Origin of the sequence: Paraburkholderia ginsengiterrae, assembly GCF_001645125.1 — a bacterium.
GTDB classification, from domain to species: domain Bacteria; phylum Pseudomonadota; class Gammaproteobacteria; order Burkholderiales; family Burkholderiaceae; genus Paraburkholderia; species Paraburkholderia ginsengiterrae.
Map to the genome: position 1 here is coordinate 17,677 of NZ_LXKA01000348.1, position 22,135 is coordinate 39,811.

Sequence of the window (22,135 nt, forward strand, 5' to 3'; positions counted from 1 at the left end):
GGATGCCATCTAAATTTCCGGCTTTTCCGATAGAAAGTCCACCCGTAGGATACCTCCATATTCTTTGCGGAGGGTGTCATGGGAAACGAATCTATTGCAGCCGTAGGGTTATCCGGCGGCCGGTCGGCGCGTCATCGGTGGAAGGTGCTGGGGGTCGGGTTCGCCGCCAACGCGAGTTTCTCCGCGGCGTTTTCCGGCATTCCAACGACAGCGGTCCTGTTGCGCTCGGGCTATCACCTGGGCAACGACGGGCTAGGACTGGCGCTCGGCATGCTTGGCCTCGGCATTGCCGTTAGTGAGTTGCCTTGGGGAATGCTGACTGACCGCTGGGGCGACCGGCGCGTTCTGTTGCTGGGACTGCTTTCCACCGCTGCCGCGCTGGCGGGGATGGCCCTGTTCGTGGTGCCGTCCGGCACGCGGGTGCCGGGCGTGACAGCGCTCGCACTCGGCCTGTTGCTGGTCGGGCTGCTCGGCGGCAGCGTCAACGGATCGAGCGGCCGTGCGGTGATGGCCTGGTTTCGCGAGGGTGAGCGCGGGCTGGCCATGAGCATTCGCCAGACCGCTGTGCCCGCGGGAGGCGGTCTCGGCGCATTGCTGCTGCCGGTGCTCGCGTCGCGCTTCGGCTTTACGAGCGTCTATACAGTGCTGGCTCTGGCGTGCGCGATTACCGCGATATTTGCGTGGCGCTGGTTGCACGAGCCTTCCCATGCCGACGCCGGTTCGAGCAGTGCGCCGACGGCCCGCGGCACCGCTGCGGCGGGCAGTGTGTCCATCAAGGTTTCGCCGTTGCGCGATGTCGGCATCTGGCGCGTGGCGCTCGGCGCAGGCGCGCTCTGCGTGCCGCAGATCGCCGTGATTACATTCGGGACGGTGTTCCTTCACGACTTCAGCCGGGCCGGCGTGCTCGCGATTAGCGTGACGATGGCTGCCGTGCAAACCGGCGCTGCGATCGCACGGGTCTGGAGCGGTGGCTGGACCGACCGGCGTGGCAATCGGCGGGCCTACATGCGCGCGTGCAGTTTGCTGACCGCCGTGCTGTTCGCGTCGCTCGCCGCGATGACGGGTTTCGCCGGCATGCACCACACGGCTATGACCGCGGTGTTCGCGCTGATGGTCGTGCTGGGCGGTGTGAGCGGATCGGCATGGCACGGCGTGGCCTTCACGGAACTCGCCACGCTGGCCGGAACGAGCCGCGCCGGTACCGCTCTCGCAATGGGCAACACCTGTGTCTTTCTCACGCTGTTTCTGACGCCACTCGCGATTCCGGCGCTGTTGTCGGTTGGCTCATGGCCGATGGTGTGGGCCGTGGCCAGCGTCTGCGCATTGATTGCTTTGCCAGTTTTTCCTCGCGCGGCTCGTGAAGGCAAGGTGAGGGCGGCGCGAGCTTGTGACGCGATCTGACTCTGAGAAGGTTGTTTTGCAAGCGCGGCGCCATGACATGGCGCCGCGCTTGCCTTTTATGCGCATCTTCGCCGGCGCGCGTTGGAAGCGCTCTTGAGCGTCTGACCGATTGCGTCGTTTAGTTCTTTAGGTCCGGCAGGAAACGGGTTGTTTGGCGAGATCGAGAATATTCATTTCGCGTATTTAAGTTTCCATCTTCCGATTGGGTCGCATTGGGGTATGAGTTTTTTCAGCGGATTCAGAACGATCCGATTTTCGTGAATTTGTCGTGGTGATTTTATGGCCGCCTTGGCGTGCATTGCGCAACAAGGAGACTCGCCAGGTATACGTAGAGCGCCCTCCGCGCATTTCTGCGTATTGGAAATCTACCCCTACAAGTGACGAGACAAATCCTAATGCAGCTTCGAATCATTCTGTCAGACGATCATCCTTTCGTTCTGCTTGGCATTCGTGCCGCGTTGGAAAAGCACGATAACGTCACCATCGCCGGCGAGGCGGCGAATCCCGATTCGCTGATCGATCTTCTGCGCCGCACGCCTTGCGATGTGTTGGTAACTGATCTCGCGATGCCCGCGCCCTCAGGCGCTGTCGAGGACGGTCTGAGCCTGATTCGGCGAATCCGCCGCGGCTGGCCACAACTGCGCATTGTGGTGATGACTACGCTGACGAATGCCGCGATCCTTCGCTCCGTCGTGTCGGACGGAGTCGCGTGCGTGCTCGGCAAATCCGAGCCGATGGACGAACTTTTGCGGGCGATCAAGGCGGCTGCGGCCGGTGAAGCCTATCTGGGCAGTTCCGTCGTTGAGGCGCTTGCGCAACCGCGGGACGTTGAAGGCGAGCGACCGCCGGCGTTGCGATTGACGGGGATGCAGACTGAAGTCATCAGACGGCTGGTGGGTGGCCAGTCGATCTCGGACGTTGCGGCAGCGCTCGGCTGCCATCGACGTACGGTCACGCGCCAAAAGCGCGAAGCGATGGCGAAGATCGGCGTCACCAATGACCCTGGTTTGTTTTCCTACGTGCGTTCCCATGGAATTCTTTGTTTTAAATCGCATAACTAAGCAATTAAATTTTTCGAGCGAATCAAAATTGTTTCGGAGCGATCCGATGTTTATTTGACGAAGACTGGTTAATGATCGCGACAAGGGGCGGTTTCAATGAAGAGGGCGGCACTAAATCAAGATGCGGAGGAGAAATAGACGATGAGCGACACCGCCGAGGTCAACACACCCGTTCGAGCCATCATCGCGGACGACCATCCACTCGTTCTGCTGGCAATCGAAAATCTGTTCGGTGGCTATCCGAATATGCAGGTTGTCGGCCGCGCGACCGACGCCACGGAACTCTTCACGGAAGTCGATCACAATCCATGCGACCTGGTGCTCATGGATCTCTATATGCCGGGTGGTACCGACGGCAGCGGGCTGGAAGTAGTCAGGCAGTTCAGGTCGCGGTTTCCCGACGTGGCGCTAGTCGTGCTCACCATGGAAACCGACGCGGCCGAACTACAAAAAGTCATCGCGCTCGGTGTCGACGCGCTGGTCAGCAAGCGCGACCGCATTGATCTGATTCACGTGGCGGTCATTACGGCGCTGGCACACGAGTGCTATGTCGGGCCGGCGGTACGCGCACTGATCGCGGATGCAACGACAACCCACCGTCTCAACTTCGTGCGCGGCGTGCTGTCGCGGCGCGAACTCGAGGTGTTCACCCAGTACGCATCGGGGCTTGGCGTCACCGAGATCGCCACGCGCCTGGGGCGCAGCGTCAAGACGATCAGCGCGCAGAAGTGCACCGCCATGCGCAAGCTCGCGCTGCGCAGCGACGCGGAGTTGTTCCGTTTCGCCGTCGAACATGGCGTCATTCCCGAGGAGCGCCCGCAGCACCGGTAGCAGATGACCGAGGTGTCGCGCCACGTCGGCGCGACGAACAGAAGATGCATTGGCGCAGCCTGGGGAAGCACACCGCGTGCGAGGCCCGCCAATCGATAAGACAACAACATATGGCACACAAGATCCGCGTCATCATCGCTGACGATCACGACTGTGTTCGTGTCGGCGTCAAACGGCTGCTGCAAGCTGCGTCGCATTTCGAAGTGGTCGGCGAGACGGCCGACTCTCATGGTTTGGCCGAACTGCTCGACACCCGCGCGTGCGAGGTCGTCGTGTCGGATATCGGTATGCCGGGCATTCACGGAGGCAGCAACGCTGTGTCGTTGCTGCGCCGATTGTTGCGGGAACACGCGCATCCGCATGTAGTCGTGCTGACGATGATTTGCCATGCGCACATGCTGTCGGGGCTGCTGAATATCGGCGTGCGCGGCATCGTCGATAAGCGCGAGGCCGCCACGGCGTTGATTGATGCGATCGAGGCGGTTTCTGCCGGTCAGGTCTATCTGTCGGAGCACGTGCGTGCCGCGATGGAATCCACCGACGCGCCACCGCAACTTCGCGCTGGCGTGCTGAGCGCACGCGAGTGGGAGGTCTTCCAGCTTTATGTGCAGGGCCTGGCGGTCCATGAGATCGCCGTGCGTCTGGAGCGTAGCGGAAAAACCATCAGCACCCAGAAACGCAGTGCGATGCGCAAGCTCGGGCTCGAAACTGAAGCTGATCTGATCGGCTACGCCCGCCAGATCGGACTGGCCTGACGGCAAGGAGACGCAGTTGAGTCACACCATGGGAGATCCTTTCGCGTAGCGAACAATTTAGGAGTCTTCTGATTGGTTGGTGAACGTTGCCGCCTCATAGTTCTGAATTAACTGCGGCCTTTTTCATGCTTACCTGACGAAAGCAGTCATTTCACTAAGCTGAGCGATGCCCGCGACAAGAGAGGTCAGGCAACTGTGTAACGGCAATCTTGCGAAGCCGTCTGCCTGACAGGCAGAAATCAGGAGGCGGCATGGCTGCGTTAGGTAAGCGATTGTTGGTCGAGGGTGTCGGAACGGCATGGCTGGTCTTCGTCGGGTGCGGCAGCATTGTGCTGAACATCGGTGTGCTTCAACAGACGTACGGCGTGCTGGAAATGTCGGTGGCTTTCGGTCTCGCGCTTGCTACGGCTAGCTACACTATTGGCACTATCTCCGGCGCTCATTTCAATCCTGCTGTCACCGTCGGTTTTACAGTCGCGCAACGTTTTCCAGTCAGGGATCTGCTCCCCTACATCGCTGCCCAGATTCTCGGCGCAATCTTGGCCTCCGCACTACTCGCTTACGTTGCGAGCGGCCGCCCCGGGTTTGACATGGGCGCAAGCGAGTTCGCCGCGAATGGCTTTGCCGACCATTCACCGGCCGACTATCAATTGCATTCGGCGTTAGTCGTTGAATTTTTCCTGACCTTCATTTTCGTCATGGCAAGCCTGTCAATGGCTGCCCGGCGAAACATGAGGTCAGTTGCGCCGCTGATCGTCAGTGCCTGCCTGGTGCTTGTCTATCTGGTGTCGATCCCAGTGACCAATGGCTCGGTCAATCCCGCCCGCTCCACGGCCCAGGCGCTGTTCGTCGGCGATTGGGCGCTGGATCAACTCTGGCTGTTCTGGGCCGCACCGCTGGCGGGCGGTGTCGCCGCAGGCATACTGTCCTCGTCCCTGCATGGCAGAGCTGATCACTCGGCCTCCGCGCTTGCCGACGGGCCCGGCGAAGTCGCCTGAGCGTTGAGGGGGCGTCGACGTGTCAGTCATCAAACTTCCGCAGGGTGCCGCGATAAAACACGTGCTTCGACGTGTGTCGCTGTCTCTGCTTGCCGTGTTTGTTTTGGTCGTTACACAGATGAACGCTGTCGCACGGCCGTTCGGTGATCCCTCAACTCTCCAGGCAGCACGGGCATTTCCCGCGAAACTGAGTGTCGGCGTGCTCGCCAGCGGGTGGCCGCCGTTCGATACGCTACAAAATGGCAGCCTCACGGGTTTGAGTGCCGACTATCTGCGTGCGCTCGTAGGCCCGAATGTCGTCATCGAACCGAAGGCGTTTCCGGATTTTCCTCAACTGCTTGCTGCCGCCTGCACCGGGCAAATCGATCTGCTGATGAGCGTGGCCCGCACGCCGGAGCGTGAACGGTGCTTGAGCTTCACGGCGCCGTATTTCCGTTCGTCATCGTCGGCCGCGGTTCGGCGCGACGTTGACGGATTTGGCAGTCCCGCCCAGATCGCTGGAGCACGCATTGCCGTGGAGAAAGGCTTTGCGCTCGAGCGCGGGGTGCGCGACCGCTTCCCTCGCGCCCAGATCATTACCTTTGCGACAACGCACGACGCGCTTGCGGCGGTTGTCAAAAGTGAGGCCGACGTTTATCTCGGCTTCACCCCGAACGTGCAACATGCACTGGCTACCGACGAATTTCGCGCGCTGCACGTCGCCTTCGAGGAGAGCAGCAAGACTGCGAGCCTGCGCTTTGCGGTGCCCCGAAGCCAGACCGCACTGCGCGACCGGCTTGACCATGCGTTGGCGGCAATCGACCCCGCTGACGACTCGGCAATTCGCGCTCGCTGGCTATCCAGCAATTTCGACGCGGCGCTGGTGCCTACCGCGCAGCGTTTCGCGCTGACGTCGCAGGAGCAGGCTTGGCTTCGTTCGCTGCCACCGTTGCAAGTCGGATTTGACAACGGCTGGCCGCCGTTCAGCTATGCCGACAACTCCGGCGAGCCAGCAGGCGTTGCCGCCGACTATCTGGCGTATCTGAGCCGCACGCTCGGCGTCCAGTTCACCCGCGCCCACACGACAGACTGGCCCGCTGCCGTCGAAGCATTCCAGCGGGGCGATCTGGCGATTCTGGCCACGGCTTCCAGCAACGATCCACGCCTCAGGAACGCGCGGCATACCGTTGCGTACGAAAGTTATCCGCTAGTCATCGTCGGCCGTGAGGATGAGCCAGCGGCTCGTTCGCTGAACGATTTTGCGTCGCGCCGCATCGTCGTTTCGCCGCATGTGGCCGGTTCAATTTTGCCCGTGTTCGAGCACATTCCACCGGACCACGTCGCCGTTGCGCCGAGCCTCGACGAGGCATTCAGGAGAGTCTCGACCGGCGAGGCGGACAACGTGGCCGCCGTCGATATCCTCCTCAAGCAACGGTATGAGGGTGTCCTCAAGATTCTCGGCACGGCCGGCGCCCCTGACGTGCTTGACTTCGCGGTGCGCCCCGACCTGAGCCAACTCGTCGGCCTGATCGACCGCGCGCTCCAGGCCATGCCGTCCGCCGAAAAGCAGCGCATCCGGCAGAAATGGGTTACCGACAGCACGACGCAGTCGGGTATAGGGAGCGTGACCGCGGTGCGGCTGCTGCCGCTGCTGATCGGCATCGGTGTCGTGCTGCTGGTCACCCTCCGGGCTTACTTGCTGCTGCAACGGGAAGTCAGGCTGCGCAAGAAAACCGAGCATGAGCTTGCGCTGCAACTCAACTTCCAGGAAACCATGATGAAGATGGTGCCCTATCCGCTTGTCGCCAAGGACCTCGAGGGGCGCTATATCGCCGTCAACGAGGCCTACGAGCAGGTCTGCGGGATGAGTCGGGAAGCGGTACTCGGCCGCACCACGATGGATGTCCAGACGTGGGGCGAGGCCAACTGCCGCATCCTCGACGACATGACCCGCGCGATACTGAACGGTGGCGATACCGCGCAAGTGGAGCTTCAGTTCGAGCGCGGAGCGGGCAACGTGCGGCACGGTCTGTTCTGGACCTGCATTTGCCGTGGCGGAGATGGTCAACCCGCGTACGTGCTCGGTACGGTGGTCGACGTCACGGATATTCGGCAAGCCGAATTGCGCGCACGCGAAACCGAACGGCGCCTCTTCGATGTGACGCGCTCGCTGCCGGCCGCTGTGTTTCAACTGCGTCGCACAGCCGAGGGCGTGTACTCATTTCCCTATATCGGCGGCGACACGCGGCGTCTGTTCGTAGGCAATGACGGCTCGCCGAGCAGTGCCGAGCAGGTCGATTTCAGGCATGTGTGCGAGCAGGATAGACCGTTGGTGCTGGCAAAGCTCGAGCGATCAGCGCGCTGCGAAACGCCGGTGCACATGGAATTTCGCTTCGAGAACGGGCGCGACCTCACGTGGGCGCGCGCCGAGCTGGTGCCGCGTCGGGAACAGGATGGCGCCGTTGTCTGGAGTGGCTATTGGGTCGACGCCAGCCTCGAGCACGCGCGCTCCGAGGAACTGGCGCGAGCCCGCGATGTGGCCGAGGCGGCCTCGCGTGCCAAAGACGATTTCTTCGCCATGATGAGCCATGAAATTCGCACGCCGATGAACGGCGTGCTCGGTCTCGTCGAGGTGCTGGAACGCACGCCGCTCAATCCGGATCAGGGTGAAATGCTAGGCATGATCCACGAGTCGGCCGGCGCGCTGCTGCAAATTCTGGACGACTTGCTCGACTACTCGAAAATTGAAGCAGGACGGCTGACTATTGAGGCCGAGTCCATCGACATGCGTGAACTGGTCGACAACGCAGTCGGCCTGCTGGCAGGCCGGGCGCATGAAAAAGGTCTGAAAGTGCGGGTGGATATCACTCCGGACGTTGCTGCCACGTTGCGCGGCGACAGCGTGCGATTGCGGCAGATTCTGTTCAATCTGCTCGGCAATGCCATCAAGTTTACCCCGCAGGGTGAGGTCGACGTGGGCGTGTCGGTCGTCGCGCGGGGCGGCGGCACTCAAACGCTCGAAATGGTCGTTGAAGACACCGGCATTGGCATTGCACCGGAAGTGCAGGCCAAGCTGTTCGAGCCGTTCGTGCAGGCAGAGTCGTCCACCACGCGGCGCTTTGGCGGCACCGGCCTAGGCTTGACGATCTGCCGCAAGCTGATCGACCTCATGAACGGTTCACTTGCGCTGCACAGCGAGCCAGGCCGTGGCACACGCATGACGGTGCGCCTCACCCTGCCTGTCGAGACCGAGCGTTACTCCGTCAACGGCCTGCGCGGCAAGCGCGGGGTCGTAGCGGTTGGCGATACGCGCGTCGCGCAGGCCTTGATGCACTTTGGCGAGGCACTCGGACTCGAATTGCGCAGCTGCGCGCCCGATGGGGGGGAACTGCGCGATCGCGCTGCACTGGCCGATGTGGATTTGCTGTTCGTGACCGAGGAGGTGAGCTTGCCGCCGGGCATCAGTTCGCGCGCGCGCATCATCATCCTGACCGAAAAACCAAAGCCGACTGGCTACCGAATTCTCGACGGCATGGTGCGCGTCAGCATCAACCCGATTTCGTGGCGCGGCCTCGGCGCCGCGTCCGCCGCCGCAATGACAGGACTGCCGTCGGTGGCGCCGCGGTTGGTGGGCATGCCGCGTACGTCCGAGGGAGGCGTTTCGGCGCCGGACCGTGAACGGGCAATCGCCAGTGGTCGGCTGATCCTCGTCGCGGAAGATCATCCGGTTAATCAGGAGTTGATCCGTCATCAACTGGCGCTGCTCGGTTTCGCCTGCGACGTGACGGCTGACGGCGCCGAGGCGCTGGCCGCGCTGCAGCGCACGAGCTATGGTTGTCTGATCACGGACTGCCACATGCCGAAAGTCTCCGGCTACGAGCTCACGCGGCGTATCCGCGAGAACGAGCGGGGCGGCGCGCACCGCCTGCCGATTCTGGGCATCACAGCGAATACCGCGCCCGAAGATCTGAACCTGTGCCGTGACGCCGGCATGGACGACAGTCTCGTGAAACCGACCCGGCTCGCCACGCTGCGCGACTATCTGAGCCGCTGGTTCGGCGCTGACGGCGCGTCGCAAGCCGCACCTGCGGAATTCGCCGGTACCCCGCCGATTGCCGGACCGAATACCGATAGCGGTGCCCAGCCATTCGTCCCAGTCGATCTGTCACACATGACGCAGCTATGGGGTAGCGAATCCACCGTCAAGGCTTTGCTCGACTCGTTTGTTACATCGGTGCGTGAAGACGTGCAGTCCTTGTCGCCTTTGCTCGAACGTGCCGAGCCCGGGCGTATCGAGGTTGGCCGTGTGCGCGAGTGGCTCCATCGCGTGGCAGGGGCGGCGAGCGTGCTGCAATACCCGCCGCTGCTTAGCGCGCTCGATGAGTATCGTCGCGAAATTGCCGTTCAGCCGCCGGAACGCCTGCGCACCGATGGGTTGGTTTTAATCAGCAGGTGCAATGCCATGCTGGATGGAATCGAGCAGCAGGCGGCATTGCTCGCTTAGATTTCTGCCAATTGGCAAGGCATCACGGTTGCCGCTTCCCCCGAGTGCGTTCGCATGGCCGCGGGCCGACACGCTGAAATGAAAGCCGGATAATCAGACGAAAAAAAACGCGGCCGAAGCCGCGTTAAAGATTTGGAGACATCCCTCGATGAAGGAGTCACTTCTCGCAGTCAGAAGCATAGCCGAGATATTGCCGTTCATTCACTACAAAATCTGCAATAAACTGTTTGAGGAAATCGTTTCAAACGGTCGCCGCGCAGTTTTCAGCACACACGGAATGCGTCAAACGCACCCGCGCACCTGGCGGATAGAGACGGCAAGACTCTAGGGCTGGCCGCCGTCAGTCACACTTTTAGGCAGTGTCTCATTCGCGGCAACTTGATGGACGAGTTGTCCCTCAATCCGAATCCAGATCGCTACGGACAACTACAAAGTAGCCGTGTGTCGCGTCCGGCATCAATGCCGTGCGCAACGAGGCCGCCAGACATGCGTGCGCCGAGGCTATCGGGCGCGCGATCTCTCGCGCGAACAGTCTCAATGGATTTGCACTAGTATGTGAAAGCTCCGTACGTAACCGAACTGTCGGTGCGGCGGTGCATCAAGTCCGGAGAAGACAATGGCTGCGCTAAAAAAACTGAGCTTTGCCGTCGTGTTGTGGGCGTTGGCCGCGGGCGCGGCCTTCGCGGATACGGTGGCATTGAAGGCGGATCTCGAGCCCTCGAGCGAAGTACCGCCGCGCGTGAGTCACGGGCACGGCATGCTGAACGCCACGTTCGACACGTCGACCAAAACCCTGCAATGGACGATCACCTACGAAGGGCTGAGCGGCCCAGTGACCGCCGCGCATTTCCACGGTCCAGCACCGGTGGGACAGAACGCCAAGCCGCAGGTGCCGATCGGGAAGGGGGCGCTCGCGAGCCCGATCAAAGGTTCCGCCGCACTGACCGAACAGCAGGTGACAGACCTGATGGCGGGACAGTGGTACTTCAACATCCATACCGCCGAGAATCCGACAGGCGAGATTCGCGGACAGGTCCTGCCGGCGAACTAATCCACCGGCAAGCCTTAAGCGGAAGCACGGGCGCTTTTCAGGATTAGAAGGCGCCATCCACTGATGCCGCGTCGAACGCACGTACCATGGCGGGACACAATCGAAGGAGCGTGGCCCGATGAGTTGGCAAAGCGCACTCGCGTGCTGGTATCTGCGCAGGCAGTTTCGACCGAGAACCCTCAAACCGCGCATCAACGTCGAACAGGCGCGGGCGCTAACCGCGAAGCGTGCCTGGTCGCCGCGTGTGCCCCGTGGCTGGCGTCTGCGCGAGTTGTACGGCGCGAACGACACGCCGCTGCACGGCGAGTGGCTCGAACGAGCCGAAGGCGCGCCGGCCGCGAATAGCGGTCCGGTCGTGCTGTTTTGCCATGGCGGCGGCTACTACTTTTGTTCTCCGCGCACGCATCGCTCGCTTGCGTTTGGGCTGGCGACACGCGCCGATGCACCGGTTTTCTCGCTCGACTATCGCCTCGCGCCCGAGCATCGCTTTCCGGCGGCGCTCGACGATGCAACAGGGGCCTATCGTCAATTGATCGCCAACGGCATCGCGCCTGAGTCGATTGTGATTGCGGGCGATTCGGCGGGCGGCGGTCTTGCACTCGCGACGCTGGTGGCGCTGCGCGACGCCGGTGACCCCATGCCGGCAGGCGGCCTGCTTTTCTCTCCCTGGACCGATCTGGCCGCGACGGGTGCCAGCATCCGCGCGAACGACGGCATCGACCCAATGTTCAGCGGTCCTGCGATCGCGCTGGCAGGGAAGGTGTATCTCGGCGATACGCCCGCTACCCATCCTTATGCCTCGCCGGTCTACGCCGACCTGCATGGCTTGCCGCCCCTCTTCATTATGGTGAGCAGCACCGAGGTGTTGCTCGACGACTCGCGGCGCGTCGCCGACAACGCCCGCGCTGCGGGCGTCGACTGCGAGCTTGAAGTGTGGACAAAGATGCCGCACGTCTGGCCGATCTTCGCGCCGTTCATCCCCGAAGCGAACCGCGCGCTCGACCGTGCCGCCGCGTTCGTGCGGCGTGTGACGACCCACAGGGATGCGGCTCAGCCGTCGAGCGCGATGTCGATGGTCTGATAGGCGGCCTCGACCGTTTCGCGGCCATACTGCCGCTCAAGCCGGCGCACGGTGAAGTGGCCGTGCGCCACCTGCTGGAAGTGGTCGATGAAGACAGTATTGACCATCGCCCCAAGCACCGCGCCGATCGCAGGAATCGATTTGGCGGCGATCTGCTCGCTCACCTGCACCGAAAAGCGCGCCGCGATCGTGTTGAGCAGGCGCAGCAAAGCCGCCGAGCCGTGCGTGGTGAAACCCTTGGTCGCAATTTCAGATGACGCTTTCGATACCGCCTGCGCCAGCGCGCCGCGCATGATGAAGTAGCCGAAGTCGGCGTCGTCGTCGGCACTCGACGTGCCGCCCATGCCGAGCACCGTTAGACACTGCAGTTGCGTGTCGATCGAAGTCAGATCCTCGCCTTCGCTGCGCGCTATGTCGCAGATCGAGCGAAACATCAGCGTGGTCGTGACCGGCAGTTCGACGGGCAGCGCGAATAGTCCGAAGGCGCCGCCGGCCGCGCCGGTGGTCGCGACCGCAAACTTGTGGAGCAGATTGCTCGGCTTGTCGGATACAGCGAGCCGCGTCGCGCCGTCCTGCCGCCCCAGCGTGCGCAGCGCGATCGCCAGGCACTTGCGCAAGGCCAGTTCCGTCGCATCCGTGACCTTCTCGTTGGCGAATGCCGGCATGCGTGAGAGCAGCTTCTCCAGCGGCGCGCCGACGATGCTTGCCAGCTTCATCGCCAGTGCGGGGCTTTCCAGCTCGTGTTTCGCGCGCCGCAGCGCTTTCAGGTCTTCGTCCAATAACGTTGGTGCTGCGAGCGAACCTGGCTCCATGTGCCTCCCTGGCGTCATGTGATAGTCATTCTTCAGTCGATTGCCGGCGCGGCGATGGGCACCGGCGCGTTCCGCTTAGAGCGCTGCAGCGTGGTATGATTCCCAATCGTTTGACGAGTCAACTGTTGCGCTATCAAAAAATGGCTGTCCATACCGCGGCCCACCATTCGAGTGGGCAAGTTTTACCCTTCCGCGAGTCGCTGCTGGCGATGCTCGGCATCTCCTTCGTCACGATGCTGGTCGCGCTCGACCAGACCGTGGTCGGCACCGCGCTGCCCACCATCGTCGCCGAACTCAAGGGTTTCGAGCTTTACGCGTGGGTCGCCACGTCATATCTGCTGACCTCGGTGATTACCGTGCCGATTTTCGGCCGGCTTGGCGATTATTACGGACGCAAGCCGTTCGTGATCGCCTCGATCGTTGTCTTCACGGGGGCGTCGGTGCTGTGTGGCGCCGCTAACAACATGCTGTTCCTCGTGCTGGCGCGCGGCCTGCAGGGCATCGGCGGCGGCATGCTGGTCGGCACCGCATTCGCGTGCATTCCTGATCTCTTCCCCGACTCGGTCGTGCGTTTGCGCTGGCAAGTGATGATGAGTTCGGCCTTCGGCATTGCCAATGCGGTGGGGCCGTCGCTCGGCGGCTTCCTCACGCAGTACTACGGCTGGCGCTCGGTTTTTTACGTGAATCTGCCGGTCGGCCTGCTGTCGCTGTTTTTCGTGTGGCGCTTCCTGCCGCATCTGCGTCACGTCGAACATAAGGGGAAAATGCGGCTCGACTGGCCCGGCGCCGTGCTGATCGCGGTGGCGCTCGGTTCGCTGCAGTTGTTCGTCGAGTTGCTGCCGAAACATGGTGTGACGCTGAGCGCGCTCGCGCTGCTCGGCTTGAGCGTCGCGTCGGCTTACGCGCTGTGGCGCTGGGAAAAGCGCTGTCCAACAGCGATCCTGCCGGTCGACATGTTCCGCAACCGCAGTCTTGCCGCGCTCTTCACACTCGCCGTGCTGGGCGGCTTCACGATGTTCTCATTGCTGTTCTACGCACCGTTGCTGTTCCAGGGCGGCTTCGGCATGTCGCCGAAAGACGCGGGCCTCGTGATTACACCGTTGGTCGTGTTCATCACGATCGGCAGCATTGCCAATGGACGCATCGTCTCGCGCGTGCGCAATCCCAATCTGATGCTGTATGTCGGCTTTGCGCTGCTGGCGTTGTCGTGCCTCGGGGTAGTGGTAGCGACGCGTTCCATGCCGCAATGGCTGCTGATGTCGTTCATGGTGACCGGCGGCCTGGGCCTCGGCTTCGTCATGCCGAATCTGACGATTTTTGCGCAGCAAACCGCCGGCCGCGAACACCTCGGCATTGCAACGGCGCTGCTGCAGTCGCTGCGGATGATCGGCGGTATGATCGGCACCGCGCTCACCGGCACGCTGATCAGCCACATGTACGCGAGCGGCGTGCGCAGCGCGCTCGACAACGACCACGCGTCGCAATGGTTCGCCGATCTCGGCGACCCGCAAATCCTCATCAATCGCGACGCGCAAACCACCTTGCTAGACCAGTTGGCGCACGCGGGACATAACGGCGCGATGCTGCTCGAGAGCGCGCGCGAAGCGCTCGTCTCGGCGATTCATCTCGGTCTCGCGATGGCGGCGATCATCGCCGTGGTATCGGTGTGGCAAAGCCGCCGTGTGCCACCCATCAAGCTCCAGCGAAAGCTCGAGCCGGTGATTCACGCGGATTGATTTTTTAGACTTACCGTTTTACTGACAGATCATGGAAGAACAGGACCGCGTCGCCGTCATGCAGCAATTCGGCCGCACTTATCGGGCGTTCACGTCGGCATTCGAGGCGCAGGTCGGCCACCCGTTGCCGCGCTGGCGCATTCTGCTTGCGTTGCACGACCAGGCCGGCGAGTCTTCGCAAAAGCGATTGGTCGAGCGCCTGCGCGTCGATCCGGGCGCGCTTACACGGCAATTGAAAACACTCGAAGGCATGGGTTGGATTTCGCGCAGCATGGATACGCGCGATAACCGAGTCACCAACGTGCGCCTGACCGAAGCGGGGCAGGCGGCGACGGAAGCGAGCTTGCCGCGCCGCAATGCCTTTCTGCACGACACGATGGCCGCGTTGCCGGACGATGTGCTGGGCGCGCTGTCCGGTGCGTTGAAAATGCTGGAGGTGAGGATTGGCGAGGTGGCGGCCGCAGCCGCCGACGCCGCCGCCACGGAATCCGCCGGGAAGCCTTCGCTTCAGGCGATCTGAAGCACGTCGAACCGCGCGCCTCGTCATCTCGAAGCGCGCGGTTCGCTCGCCACATCAGAAGAACGTTTCGATCACTTCAGTCACGCGGTAAGCCGGATCGACCACCAGCACCTGGCGCCACTTGTCGAACGTCAGGCACGGGTGCGAAATGTCGAACGCGATCATGTCGCCCACTTTCAGATCTGCGCCTGCCGGAATCCGCAGATACGCGTGCTGATCCATCAAGCCAAAAACTTCCCAGCCTTCGCTCGCGGCGATATCGCGCGGCGCATCGTCGCCCGGACGATAGTGGCGCGCCGGTTCCGGCATGCCTGCGTCGAAGGCGGAATCGCGTTTGCCGAGACCGATGATCGCGCGATCCGGCTCGGGAATCGACTGCACATACGCCCACAGTTGCAGTGCCGGCAGCAGCCCTTCGCCCATCTTTTTGGCGACCGGGTTGCGCGCGAAGATGTCCGTCTGCGCTTTGCGATAGATGCCGACGTCGTGCGTCAGATAGCAGCCGGGACGCAGCACGATCTCGACCTTGCCGGTTTCCGAGGCCTTCACGAATTCTTCCGCGACCACGTCATACCAGGCCGAACCTGCGCCTGACAGCACCGCCGGCGTGCGCGCAAAGCGCCCTTGTTCGACGAGTTCGTGTGTGATCGCGACCGCGCTTTGCAGGAACTCGCGCACTTCGTGCTCTTCCTTCAGCACGCCTTCATACAATTCGACGCCGGCGAGCTTGAGCACGTCCGGGTAGCGCGCAATCGCTTCGAGCACGGCGTTGCGCTGCGCCTCGTCGCGCACGCCCGTGCGGCCACCCGGCACACCGAGTTCGAGGAGCACGTTCAACGGCTTGCGCACCGATGTGAAAAACGCGCCCAATTGCTCGGCGCCCTCAGCTGAATCGACAAGGCAGAAGAATTCGAAATCCGGGTCGCTCAGCAACTCGGCAATCATCATCATGTTGTGGCGGCCGACCAGCTGGTTTGCCATCAGCACGCGCGAGACACCGCCGTGATAGGCCGCGCGCACCTGATGCGCGGTGGCGAGCGTGATGCCCCATGCGCCGGTTTCGAGCTGGCGCCGGAACAGTTGCGGCGCCATGGTGGTCTTGCCGTGCGGGGCGAGCTTGACGCCGTATTCCGCCACGAACGCCTGCATCCACTTCAGGTTGTGTTCCACCCGGTCCGCGTACAGCACGGCGGCGGGCAGGCTGACGTCTTCGTTCAGCAGATTCCACTCGAGGCGCGCGGCATCCGTGAGTTGGATGCTGGTGCTCGGAACCACGCCCAGACCCTTGCTATAAGGATCGATCGTGGCGCCCTGATAGTTTGTAACTTTCATGTCCCCTTGCTCCATCGTTCGGTTAAATTGAATCGAAGTTGACTTTAGTATGTTACCGAAAGTACGATTCTCAGAGAAATGTTATTTATTAACACGGTATGCCGGAGGGTTGTTGTAAGCCTTCGTGCGGCCGCCCACTGTGCGCAATGAACTCTACTGCCGAACCGCTGGCCTTCGACATCGTCGCGCGTATCGCTGAATGTGCGCCGGAACTGCGCTCGGCTGAACGCAAGGTCGCCGCGTTGATCCTCGACGATCTGACGGGCGCCTCGCGCGCCAGCATCGGCGCGATCGCGCAACAGGCGGAGGTGAGCGTCGCGACCGTGACACGTTTCGCCAAGGCAGTGGGCTGCCGCGACGTGCGGGAGCTGAAGCTGCGGCTCGCGCAGGCAGCTGCCGTGGGTCAGCGCTTCCTGCAGCCCGGCGCGTCGAGCGATGCGCCCGAGCCGATCGCAACCCGCGTGTTCGACGAACTGCAGACCGCGCTCGCGCATAACCATCAATTGCTGCGTCAGGCGCCGCTGGGCGACGCGGCGGCCGTATTGCGCGCCGCGCGCATGATTTACGTGTTCGGCATGGGCGGCGGCTCCACCGCGCTTGCCGACGAGATGCGCTTTAGGCTCGTGCGCCTCGGCCGGCCCGTGGCGACCTATCAGGACGGCCTGTTGCAGCGTATGGTGGCAAGCACCGTGTCGCGTGATAGCGTGGTGATCGCGCTTTCCACCACCGGGCGCGTGCCGGAGATGGTCGAGAACTGCAAGATCGCGCGCAGCTACGGCGCGACGGTGATCGCGCTGACCGCGCCGGCATCGCCGCTCGCGAAGCTGGCCGACTGGCTGATTCCGATCGTCGCCTTCGAAACCGATTTCATTTACAAGCCCTCGTCGTCGCGCTACGCGATGATGATGGCGCTCGATGTGCTCGTCACCGAACTTGCCGTCAGTCAGGGCGACGAGAGCCGTGAATTGCTGCGCCGCATGAAGCACGCGCTCGACACGCACCGCGGCGGCGGCGATCGACAACCGTTAGGAGACTGATCCATGCATTCGCATCCCGAAGCCGCCGATACGCTGATTGTCGGCGCGCAACTGTATGACGGCACGGGCGCCCCGCCTGTCGAGCGCGACGTGGCGATCCGCGACGGCCGCATCGCCGCGATCGGCAATCTGTCGAACTGGCTCGCCGAAGAAGTGATCGAGGCCGAAGGCCGCGCCTTGGCGCCGGGCTTTATCGACGTGCACACGCATGACGACACGCACGTGATCCAGTCGCCGCAAATGCTGCCGAAGATCACTCAGGGCGTGACGACAGTGATCGTCGGCAATTGCGGCATCAGTGCGTCGCCGGTGGTGCTGAAGGGCGATCCGCCTGATCCGATGAACCTGCTCGGCGAGCGCGGCGCGTTCCAGTACCCCACGTTCGCGGCCTATGTCGACGCAGTGAACGCGGCGCGTCCGGCGGTGAACGTCGGCGCGCTCATTGGTCACACGGCATTGCGCAGCAACCAGATGGACCGGCTCGACCGCGCGGCGACGCCGCAGGAAATCGAGGGCATGCGTGAACAACTCGAAGAGGCGCTGGCGCATGGCGCACTCGGTCTGAGTTCAGGGCTCGCGTACGGCTCGGCCTTCTCCGCGCCGACCGAAGAGGTGATGGCGCTTGCCGAGCCGCTCGCCGCCGCGGGCGCGCTGTACACCACGCACATGCGCACCGAATTCGACGCGATTCTCGACGCAATGGACGAGGCGTATCGCGTGGGCCGTCACGCGCATGTGCCGGTGGTGATTTCGCATCTGAAGTGCGCGGGGCCGTCGAACTGGGGGCGCAGCGAAGAGGTGCTGCAGTCGCTGGAAGGCGCGCGCCGCCTGCAGCCGATCGGTTGCGACTGCTATCCGTACAACCGCAGTTCGTCGACGCTCGATCTCAAGCAGGTCACGGGCGACATCGACATCACGATCACGTGGTCGGAGCCGCATCCGGAAATGGCCGGCAAGCTCGTGAAGGAGATCGCGGCCGAATGGGGCGTCACGCAGCAGGAAGCGGGCAAGCGCCTGCAACCGGCGGGCGCGGTGTATCACAACATGTCCGAAGAGGACGTGCGGCGCATCCTGTCGCATCCCGCGACCATGGTCGGCTCAGACGGCTTGCCGAACGATCCGTTGCCGCATCCGCGCTTGTGGGGCGCTTTCCCGCGCGTGCTCGGCCATTACGTTCGCGATGCGGGGCTGCTGCCGCTCGAAGAGGCGGTGCGCAAGATGACCGGTCTGTCGGCGCGTCGCTATGGGCTAACGCAGCGTGGCGAGGTGCATATCGGCTACCACGCCGACCTCGTCCTGTTCGACCCCGCAAAGGTGCGCGATGCGGCGACATTCGAGAAGCCGCAGCAGGCGGCGGACGGGATCGACGCGGTCTGGGTTAACGGCGTGTTGACGTATCGCAATGGCGTAGCGACGGGCGAGCGCGGTGGTCATTTCGTCGCGCGTGGTGCTGCGTCGAAGGGCGACGCGCACGGAGCGTTCTAAGATTTTTTTTCGATTGATATGGCGCGCGGCATGGCGTTGTCCACGCCGCCTGCCCGACTTTTCAAGGAGTGTTGATAATGAAGCGATATGGTGTTGAAGGCGGCAAGGGCACGGGTGGTCAGCACATGCCGTTTGCGCGCGCGGTCGAAGCGGACGGCTGGCTGTTCGTTTCCGGGCAGACGCCGATGGAAAACGGCGAGGTGATCAATGGCGGCATCGTCGAGCAATCGCATAAGGCGATTCAGAACGTGTTCGCGATCCTGAAGGAAGCGGGCTATGGCGCGGAGCACGTGGTCCGCTGCGGCGTGTGGCTGGACGATCCGCGCGACTTCGCGTCGTTCAACAAGGTGTTTCGCGAGTACTTCGGCGAGAATCCGCCGGCGCGGGCGTGTGTGGTTTCGTCGATGGTGATCGACTGCCGGGTCGAGGTGGACTGCGTAGCTTATAAGAAGCCGGCGGCCTGAAGCTGAAGGTTTCGCTCTTTCGTTCGTCGCGACCGGATGCATCATCCCGCCGCGGCGAACCACTCGCTATTTACTGCCGCGCCAGCCTCATATTGTCCGGCATCGGCAAGTTGTAATTCGTGCGGAACGGATTGATATCCAGCCCGCCGCGCCGCGTGTAGCGCGCATACACCGCGAGCTTCACCGGCTTGCAGGCCTTCAGTATGTCGATAAAAATCCGCTCGACACACTGCTCGTGAAAGCCAGTGTGACTCCGGTACGAGATGATGTAGCGCAGCAAGCCCGCGTGATCGATCTGCGGACCCACGTAATGGATCTGCACGCTACCCCAATCGGGCTGGCCCGTGACCGGGCAATTCGATTTCAGCAGATTGGAGAACAGCGTTTCTTCGACCGGAGCTTCATCCAGCGCCGCTTTCAGCAGGGAAGCGTCAGGCTGGTAAACCTCGGCATCCAGATCCAGGCGGTCGAGCGACATGCCTTCAAACTCATCCATTTGCAATTTGCCGAACTCGTTCGGCGCGGCCAGGTGGACCGAAACCGACGCGCCGCAAGAAGCGGACACGTCGCGCTTGATCGTGTCGCGCACCGTTTCGATCGAATCGAACGCCGTCTGCGCAAACGAGCCCAGGTAGAGCTTGAACGATTTCGACTCGACGATATTCGGCGAATCCGCCGGCACGAAGAACGTCGCCACGGCGATCTGCGGCTTGCCGCGCGTATTCAGCCAGGACAGCTCATAAGCATTCCAGATGTCCGTGCCGAAAAACGGCAACTGCGCGCCAATGCCGATTGCCTCGCGCGCGTTCTTGCGCGCAATCGGAAACAGCAGTGAAGCGTCGTATTGTTCGGTGTAAGCGGAGGGCTTACCCAGCGGTGATTGTTCGGGTGTCATGATGCGTTCACGATGCCACTCAGCACGTGCCCGGTCGCCGTCACGACGCGGGCCGATTCGCAATGGCCAATTTGGTCGTCGAAGAAAAAGTCCGGCTCGAACTCGCGCAAAAATGCGCTCTTGTCGAGGCCGCCGAGGAACATCGCTTCGTCGATTTCAATGTTCCACGCCATCAAGGTGCGGATTGCGCGCTCATGCGCCGGGGCCGAGCGCGCTGTCACCAATGCCGTACGAATATGCATCGGCGCGGCTTCGTCCGCGAGTTTTTGCAGCCGGTGCAGCGCTTCGAGCAACGGCTTCAACGGACCGTCCGCGAGCGGCAGATCCTTATTGTGCGTCTCATGACCGACGAAGGCCCGCAGACCGTCCTTCTGGAACACGCGCTCGGCTTCGTCGGAAAACAGCACGGCGTCGCCGTCGAAGGCAATGCGGATTTCATCGGGGTACTTGCTCGCCATTTTCGCCGATTCGGGCAGAACGCGTGCGGCCGGAAATCCGGCGGCCAGCGCGTCGCGCACGTCCTCCTGATTCGCGGACAGAAACAGCGACGCGTTCAGCGGCTTCAGGTAGCCGAACGGCGCGCGCCCCCGCGTGAACACGCCGCGTTCGATTGCGAGCCCATGTTCGCGGCACGAATGAAAGGCGCGCAATCCGCTGATCGGATCGCTGCGCGACAGGATCACCACTTCCACGCGATGGCCGCCGGCGTTCAGCGCCAGCAGCTTGCGGATCAGCGGGAACGCCACGCCCGGTTTGGCGGGCACGGCAAGGCGGTCGCGCTGCAACGCTTCATAGGCCTGAAGGTCGCCTTCCTCGTACACGCGGTTCTCTTCCTCGAAGTCGAACAGCGCGCGCGACGAGATTGCCACCACCAGTTTGTCGGCAAGCGTGAGAGCCATCTGCGTGTTTCAGTCCTAAACGATCAAGCCAGAAACAACCGATACACCGGGTTCTGCGTCTCTTCCCAGTTCGGATAGCCGAGCGTGGCCAGAAAGCGTTCGAACTCCGCGTTCTCGCTCTCGGGCACCTGGACGCCGACCAGGATCGAGCTGTAGTCCGCGCCCTGGTTGCGGTAGTGGAACAGGCTGATATTCCAGTTCGGCGCCATCGACGAGAGGAATTTCATCAGCGCGCCCGGCCGCTCGGGAAACTCGAAACGGAACAGCCGTTCGTCGTGCGCGAGCGGCGAACGGCCGCCCACCATGTAACGGATGTGCTGCTTGGAGAGCTCGTCGAACGTCAGGTCGACGGTGGGGAAGCCGTGCGCGTCGAACGCACCCGCGATCTGCGCCAGTTCGCTGCGATTCCTGATCTGCACGCCCACGAAGATATGGGCGGAATTCGCGTCCGCAATCCGGTAGTTGAACTCGGTGACGCTGCGCGTGCCGACCAGTTCGCAGAAACGCCGGAAGCTGCCACGCTCCTCGGGGATCGTCACGGCGAACACCGCCTCGCGTGCCTCGCCGACTTCGGCGCGCTCGGCCACGAAGCGCATGCGGTCGAAGTTCATGTTCGCGCCGGAGGTGATCGCGATCAGCGTCTGGTTCTCGATGCCCTCGCGCTCGGCGTACTGCTTGGCGCCCGCCACCGCGAGCGAGCCGGCCGGCTCCAGCACGCTGCGGGTGTCCTGGAACACGTCCTTGATCGCCGCGCACAGCGCGTCGGTATTCACGAGCAGGACGTCGTCGAGATACTCGCTGCACAGGCGGAAGGTTTCCTCGCCGACCAGCTTCACCGCCGTGCCGTCGGAGAAGAGCCCCACCTCGTTCAGCGTGACCCGCTCGCCGGCCTTCAGCGAGGCCGCCATCGCGCACGAATCGTCGGTCTGCACGCCGATCACCTTGATCTCGGGGCGCACCGACTTCACGTACGCCGCTACCCCGGCCGCCAGTCCGCCGCCGCCGATCGGCACGAAGATCGCGTGAATCGGCCCCTGGTGCTGGCTGAGAATCTCCATCGCGACCGTGCCCTGGCCGGCGATCACGTACGGATCGTCGAACGGATGCACGAAGCTCAGGCCGCGCTCTTCCTGAAGTTTCACCGCGTGGCCGTAGGCGTCGCTGTACGACTCGCCGAACTGCACCACCTCGACGGTCGGCCCGCCGTGCGCGCGCACCGCATCGACCTTCACCTGCGGCGTGGTGACCGGCACCACGATGATCGCCTTCACGCCCATGCGCGCCGCCGAGAGCG

Annotated in this window: 18 protein-coding genes; 13 read left to right on the forward strand and 5 right to left on the reverse strand. The window is 62.9% G+C overall.

Translation table 11 applies throughout. The annotated features are described in order from the left end of the window. The first annotated feature begins 78 nt into the window (after positions 1-78). From A6V37_RS29995 to A6V37_RS30030, 8 genes are all read left to right on the forward strand, one after another. A complete protein-coding gene (locus A6V37_RS29995; protein WP_064265534.1) occupies positions 79-1,401 on the forward strand; it encodes an MFS transporter in 1,323 nt (440 codons plus the stop codon). Between the two features lie 395 nt (positions 1,402-1,796). Then, positions 1,797-2,462, forward strand: coding sequence for a response regulator (locus A6V37_RS30000; RefSeq protein ID WP_064265535.1), 666 nt, complete (start codon positions 1,797-1,799; stop codon positions 2,460-2,462). 141 nt (positions 2,463-2,603) lie between these two features. Next, positions 2,604-3,293 (forward strand): response regulator, encoded by a 690-nt coding sequence (locus A6V37_RS30005; protein ID WP_064265536.1) that lies wholly within the window; start codon positions 2,604-2,606, stop codon positions 3,291-3,293. Between the two features lie 110 nt (positions 3,294-3,403). Then, positions 3,404-4,048 carry a response regulator gene (locus tag A6V37_RS30010; RefSeq protein WP_064265537.1) on the forward strand — a complete coding sequence of 215 codons (645 nt, stop codon included), beginning with the start codon at positions 3,404-3,406 and terminating at the stop codon, positions 4,046-4,048. A 251-nt stretch (positions 4,049-4,299) separates the two neighbouring features. Next, positions 4,300-5,046, forward strand: a complete 747-nt coding sequence (gene aqpZ, locus A6V37_RS30015; protein WP_064265538.1) for an aquaporin Z — start codon at positions 4,300-4,302, stop codon at positions 5,044-5,046. Positions 5,047-5,065: 19 nt separating this feature from the next. Continuing rightward, positions 5,066-9,529: an ATP-binding protein gene (locus A6V37_RS30020; RefSeq protein WP_207547566.1), complete on the forward strand. Its 4,464-nt coding sequence runs from the start codon at positions 5,066-5,068 to the stop codon at positions 9,527-9,529. 616 nt (positions 9,530-10,145) lie between these two features. After that, on the forward strand, positions 10,146-10,580 hold the full coding sequence (locus A6V37_RS30025) for a CHRD domain-containing protein (RefSeq protein ID WP_064265540.1): 435 nt from the start codon (positions 10,146-10,148) through the stop codon (positions 10,578-10,580). A 118-nt stretch (positions 10,581-10,698) separates the two neighbouring features. Beyond that, positions 10,699-11,661 carry an alpha/beta hydrolase gene (locus A6V37_RS30030; RefSeq protein WP_064265541.1) on the forward strand — a complete coding sequence of 321 codons (963 nt, stop codon included), beginning with the start codon at positions 10,699-10,701 and terminating at the stop codon, positions 11,659-11,661. On the opposite strand, the gene A6V37_RS30035 is transcribed toward A6V37_RS30030, so the two are convergent. Then, on the reverse strand, positions 11,631-12,473 hold the full coding sequence (locus A6V37_RS30035) for an EcsC family protein (protein WP_064265542.1): 843 nt from the start codon (positions 12,471-12,473) through the stop codon (positions 11,631-11,633). The two genes, A6V37_RS30030 and A6V37_RS30035, sit on opposite strands and share 31 nt — an antisense overlap. A 140-nt stretch (positions 12,474-12,613) precedes the next feature. On the opposite strand from A6V37_RS30035, the gene A6V37_RS30040 reads away from it, so the two are divergent. Further along, positions 12,614-14,209: an MDR family MFS transporter gene (locus A6V37_RS30040; protein WP_064265653.1), complete on the forward strand. Its 1,596-nt coding sequence runs from the start codon at positions 12,614-12,616 to the stop codon at positions 14,207-14,209. A gap of 31 nt (positions 14,210-14,240) precedes the next feature. Then, positions 14,241-14,729, forward strand: coding sequence for a MarR family winged helix-turn-helix transcriptional regulator (locus tag A6V37_RS30045; RefSeq protein ID WP_064265543.1), 489 nt, complete (start codon positions 14,241-14,243; stop codon positions 14,727-14,729). Between the two features lie 54 nt (positions 14,730-14,783). On the opposite strand, the gene A6V37_RS30050 is transcribed toward A6V37_RS30045, so the two are convergent. Next, the gene (locus A6V37_RS30050) at positions 14,784-16,061 is read right to left on the reverse strand and encodes an amino acid deaminase (RefSeq protein WP_064265544.1); all 1,278 of its coding nucleotides are present in this window, start codon (positions 16,059-16,061) and stop codon (positions 14,784-14,786) included. A gap of 146 nt (positions 16,062-16,207) precedes the next feature. Between A6V37_RS30050 and A6V37_RS30055 the strand changes: the two genes are divergently transcribed. From A6V37_RS30055 to A6V37_RS30065, 3 genes are all read left to right on the forward strand, one after another. Continuing rightward, entirely contained in the window at positions 16,208-17,098 is an 891-nt protein-coding gene (locus tag A6V37_RS30055) for a MurR/RpiR family transcriptional regulator (protein WP_064265545.1), read from the forward strand. A gap of 3 nt (positions 17,099-17,101) precedes the next feature. Further along, entirely contained in the window at positions 17,102-18,583 is a 1,482-nt protein-coding gene (locus A6V37_RS30060) for an N-acyl-D-amino-acid deacylase family protein (RefSeq protein WP_064265546.1), read from the forward strand. Between the two features lie 77 nt (positions 18,584-18,660). After that, positions 18,661-19,047: a RidA family protein gene (locus A6V37_RS30065; protein WP_064265547.1), complete on the forward strand. Its 387-nt coding sequence runs from the start codon at positions 18,661-18,663 to the stop codon at positions 19,045-19,047. A gap of 70 nt (positions 19,048-19,117) precedes the next feature. Here A6V37_RS30065 and queF read toward each other — a convergent pair whose 3' ends face one another. The 3 genes from queF to ilvA form a co-directional block, all read right to left on the reverse strand. Then, on the reverse strand, positions 19,118-19,942 hold the full coding sequence (gene queF, locus A6V37_RS30070) for an NADPH-dependent 7-cyano-7-deazaguanine reductase QueF (RefSeq protein ID WP_064265548.1): 825 nt from the start codon (positions 19,940-19,942) through the stop codon (positions 19,118-19,120). After that, positions 19,939-20,841, reverse strand: a complete 903-nt coding sequence (locus A6V37_RS30075) for a 5'-nucleotidase (RefSeq protein WP_064265549.1) — start codon at positions 20,839-20,841, stop codon at positions 19,939-19,941. The genes queF and A6V37_RS30075 overlap by 4 nt, the downstream gene beginning before the upstream one ends. Before the next feature lie 23 nt (positions 20,842-20,864). Next, on the reverse strand, positions 20,865-22,135 hold a 1,271-nt coding region (ilvA, locus tag A6V37_RS30080), incomplete at its 5' end, for a threonine ammonia-lyase, biosynthetic (RefSeq protein WP_064286628.1).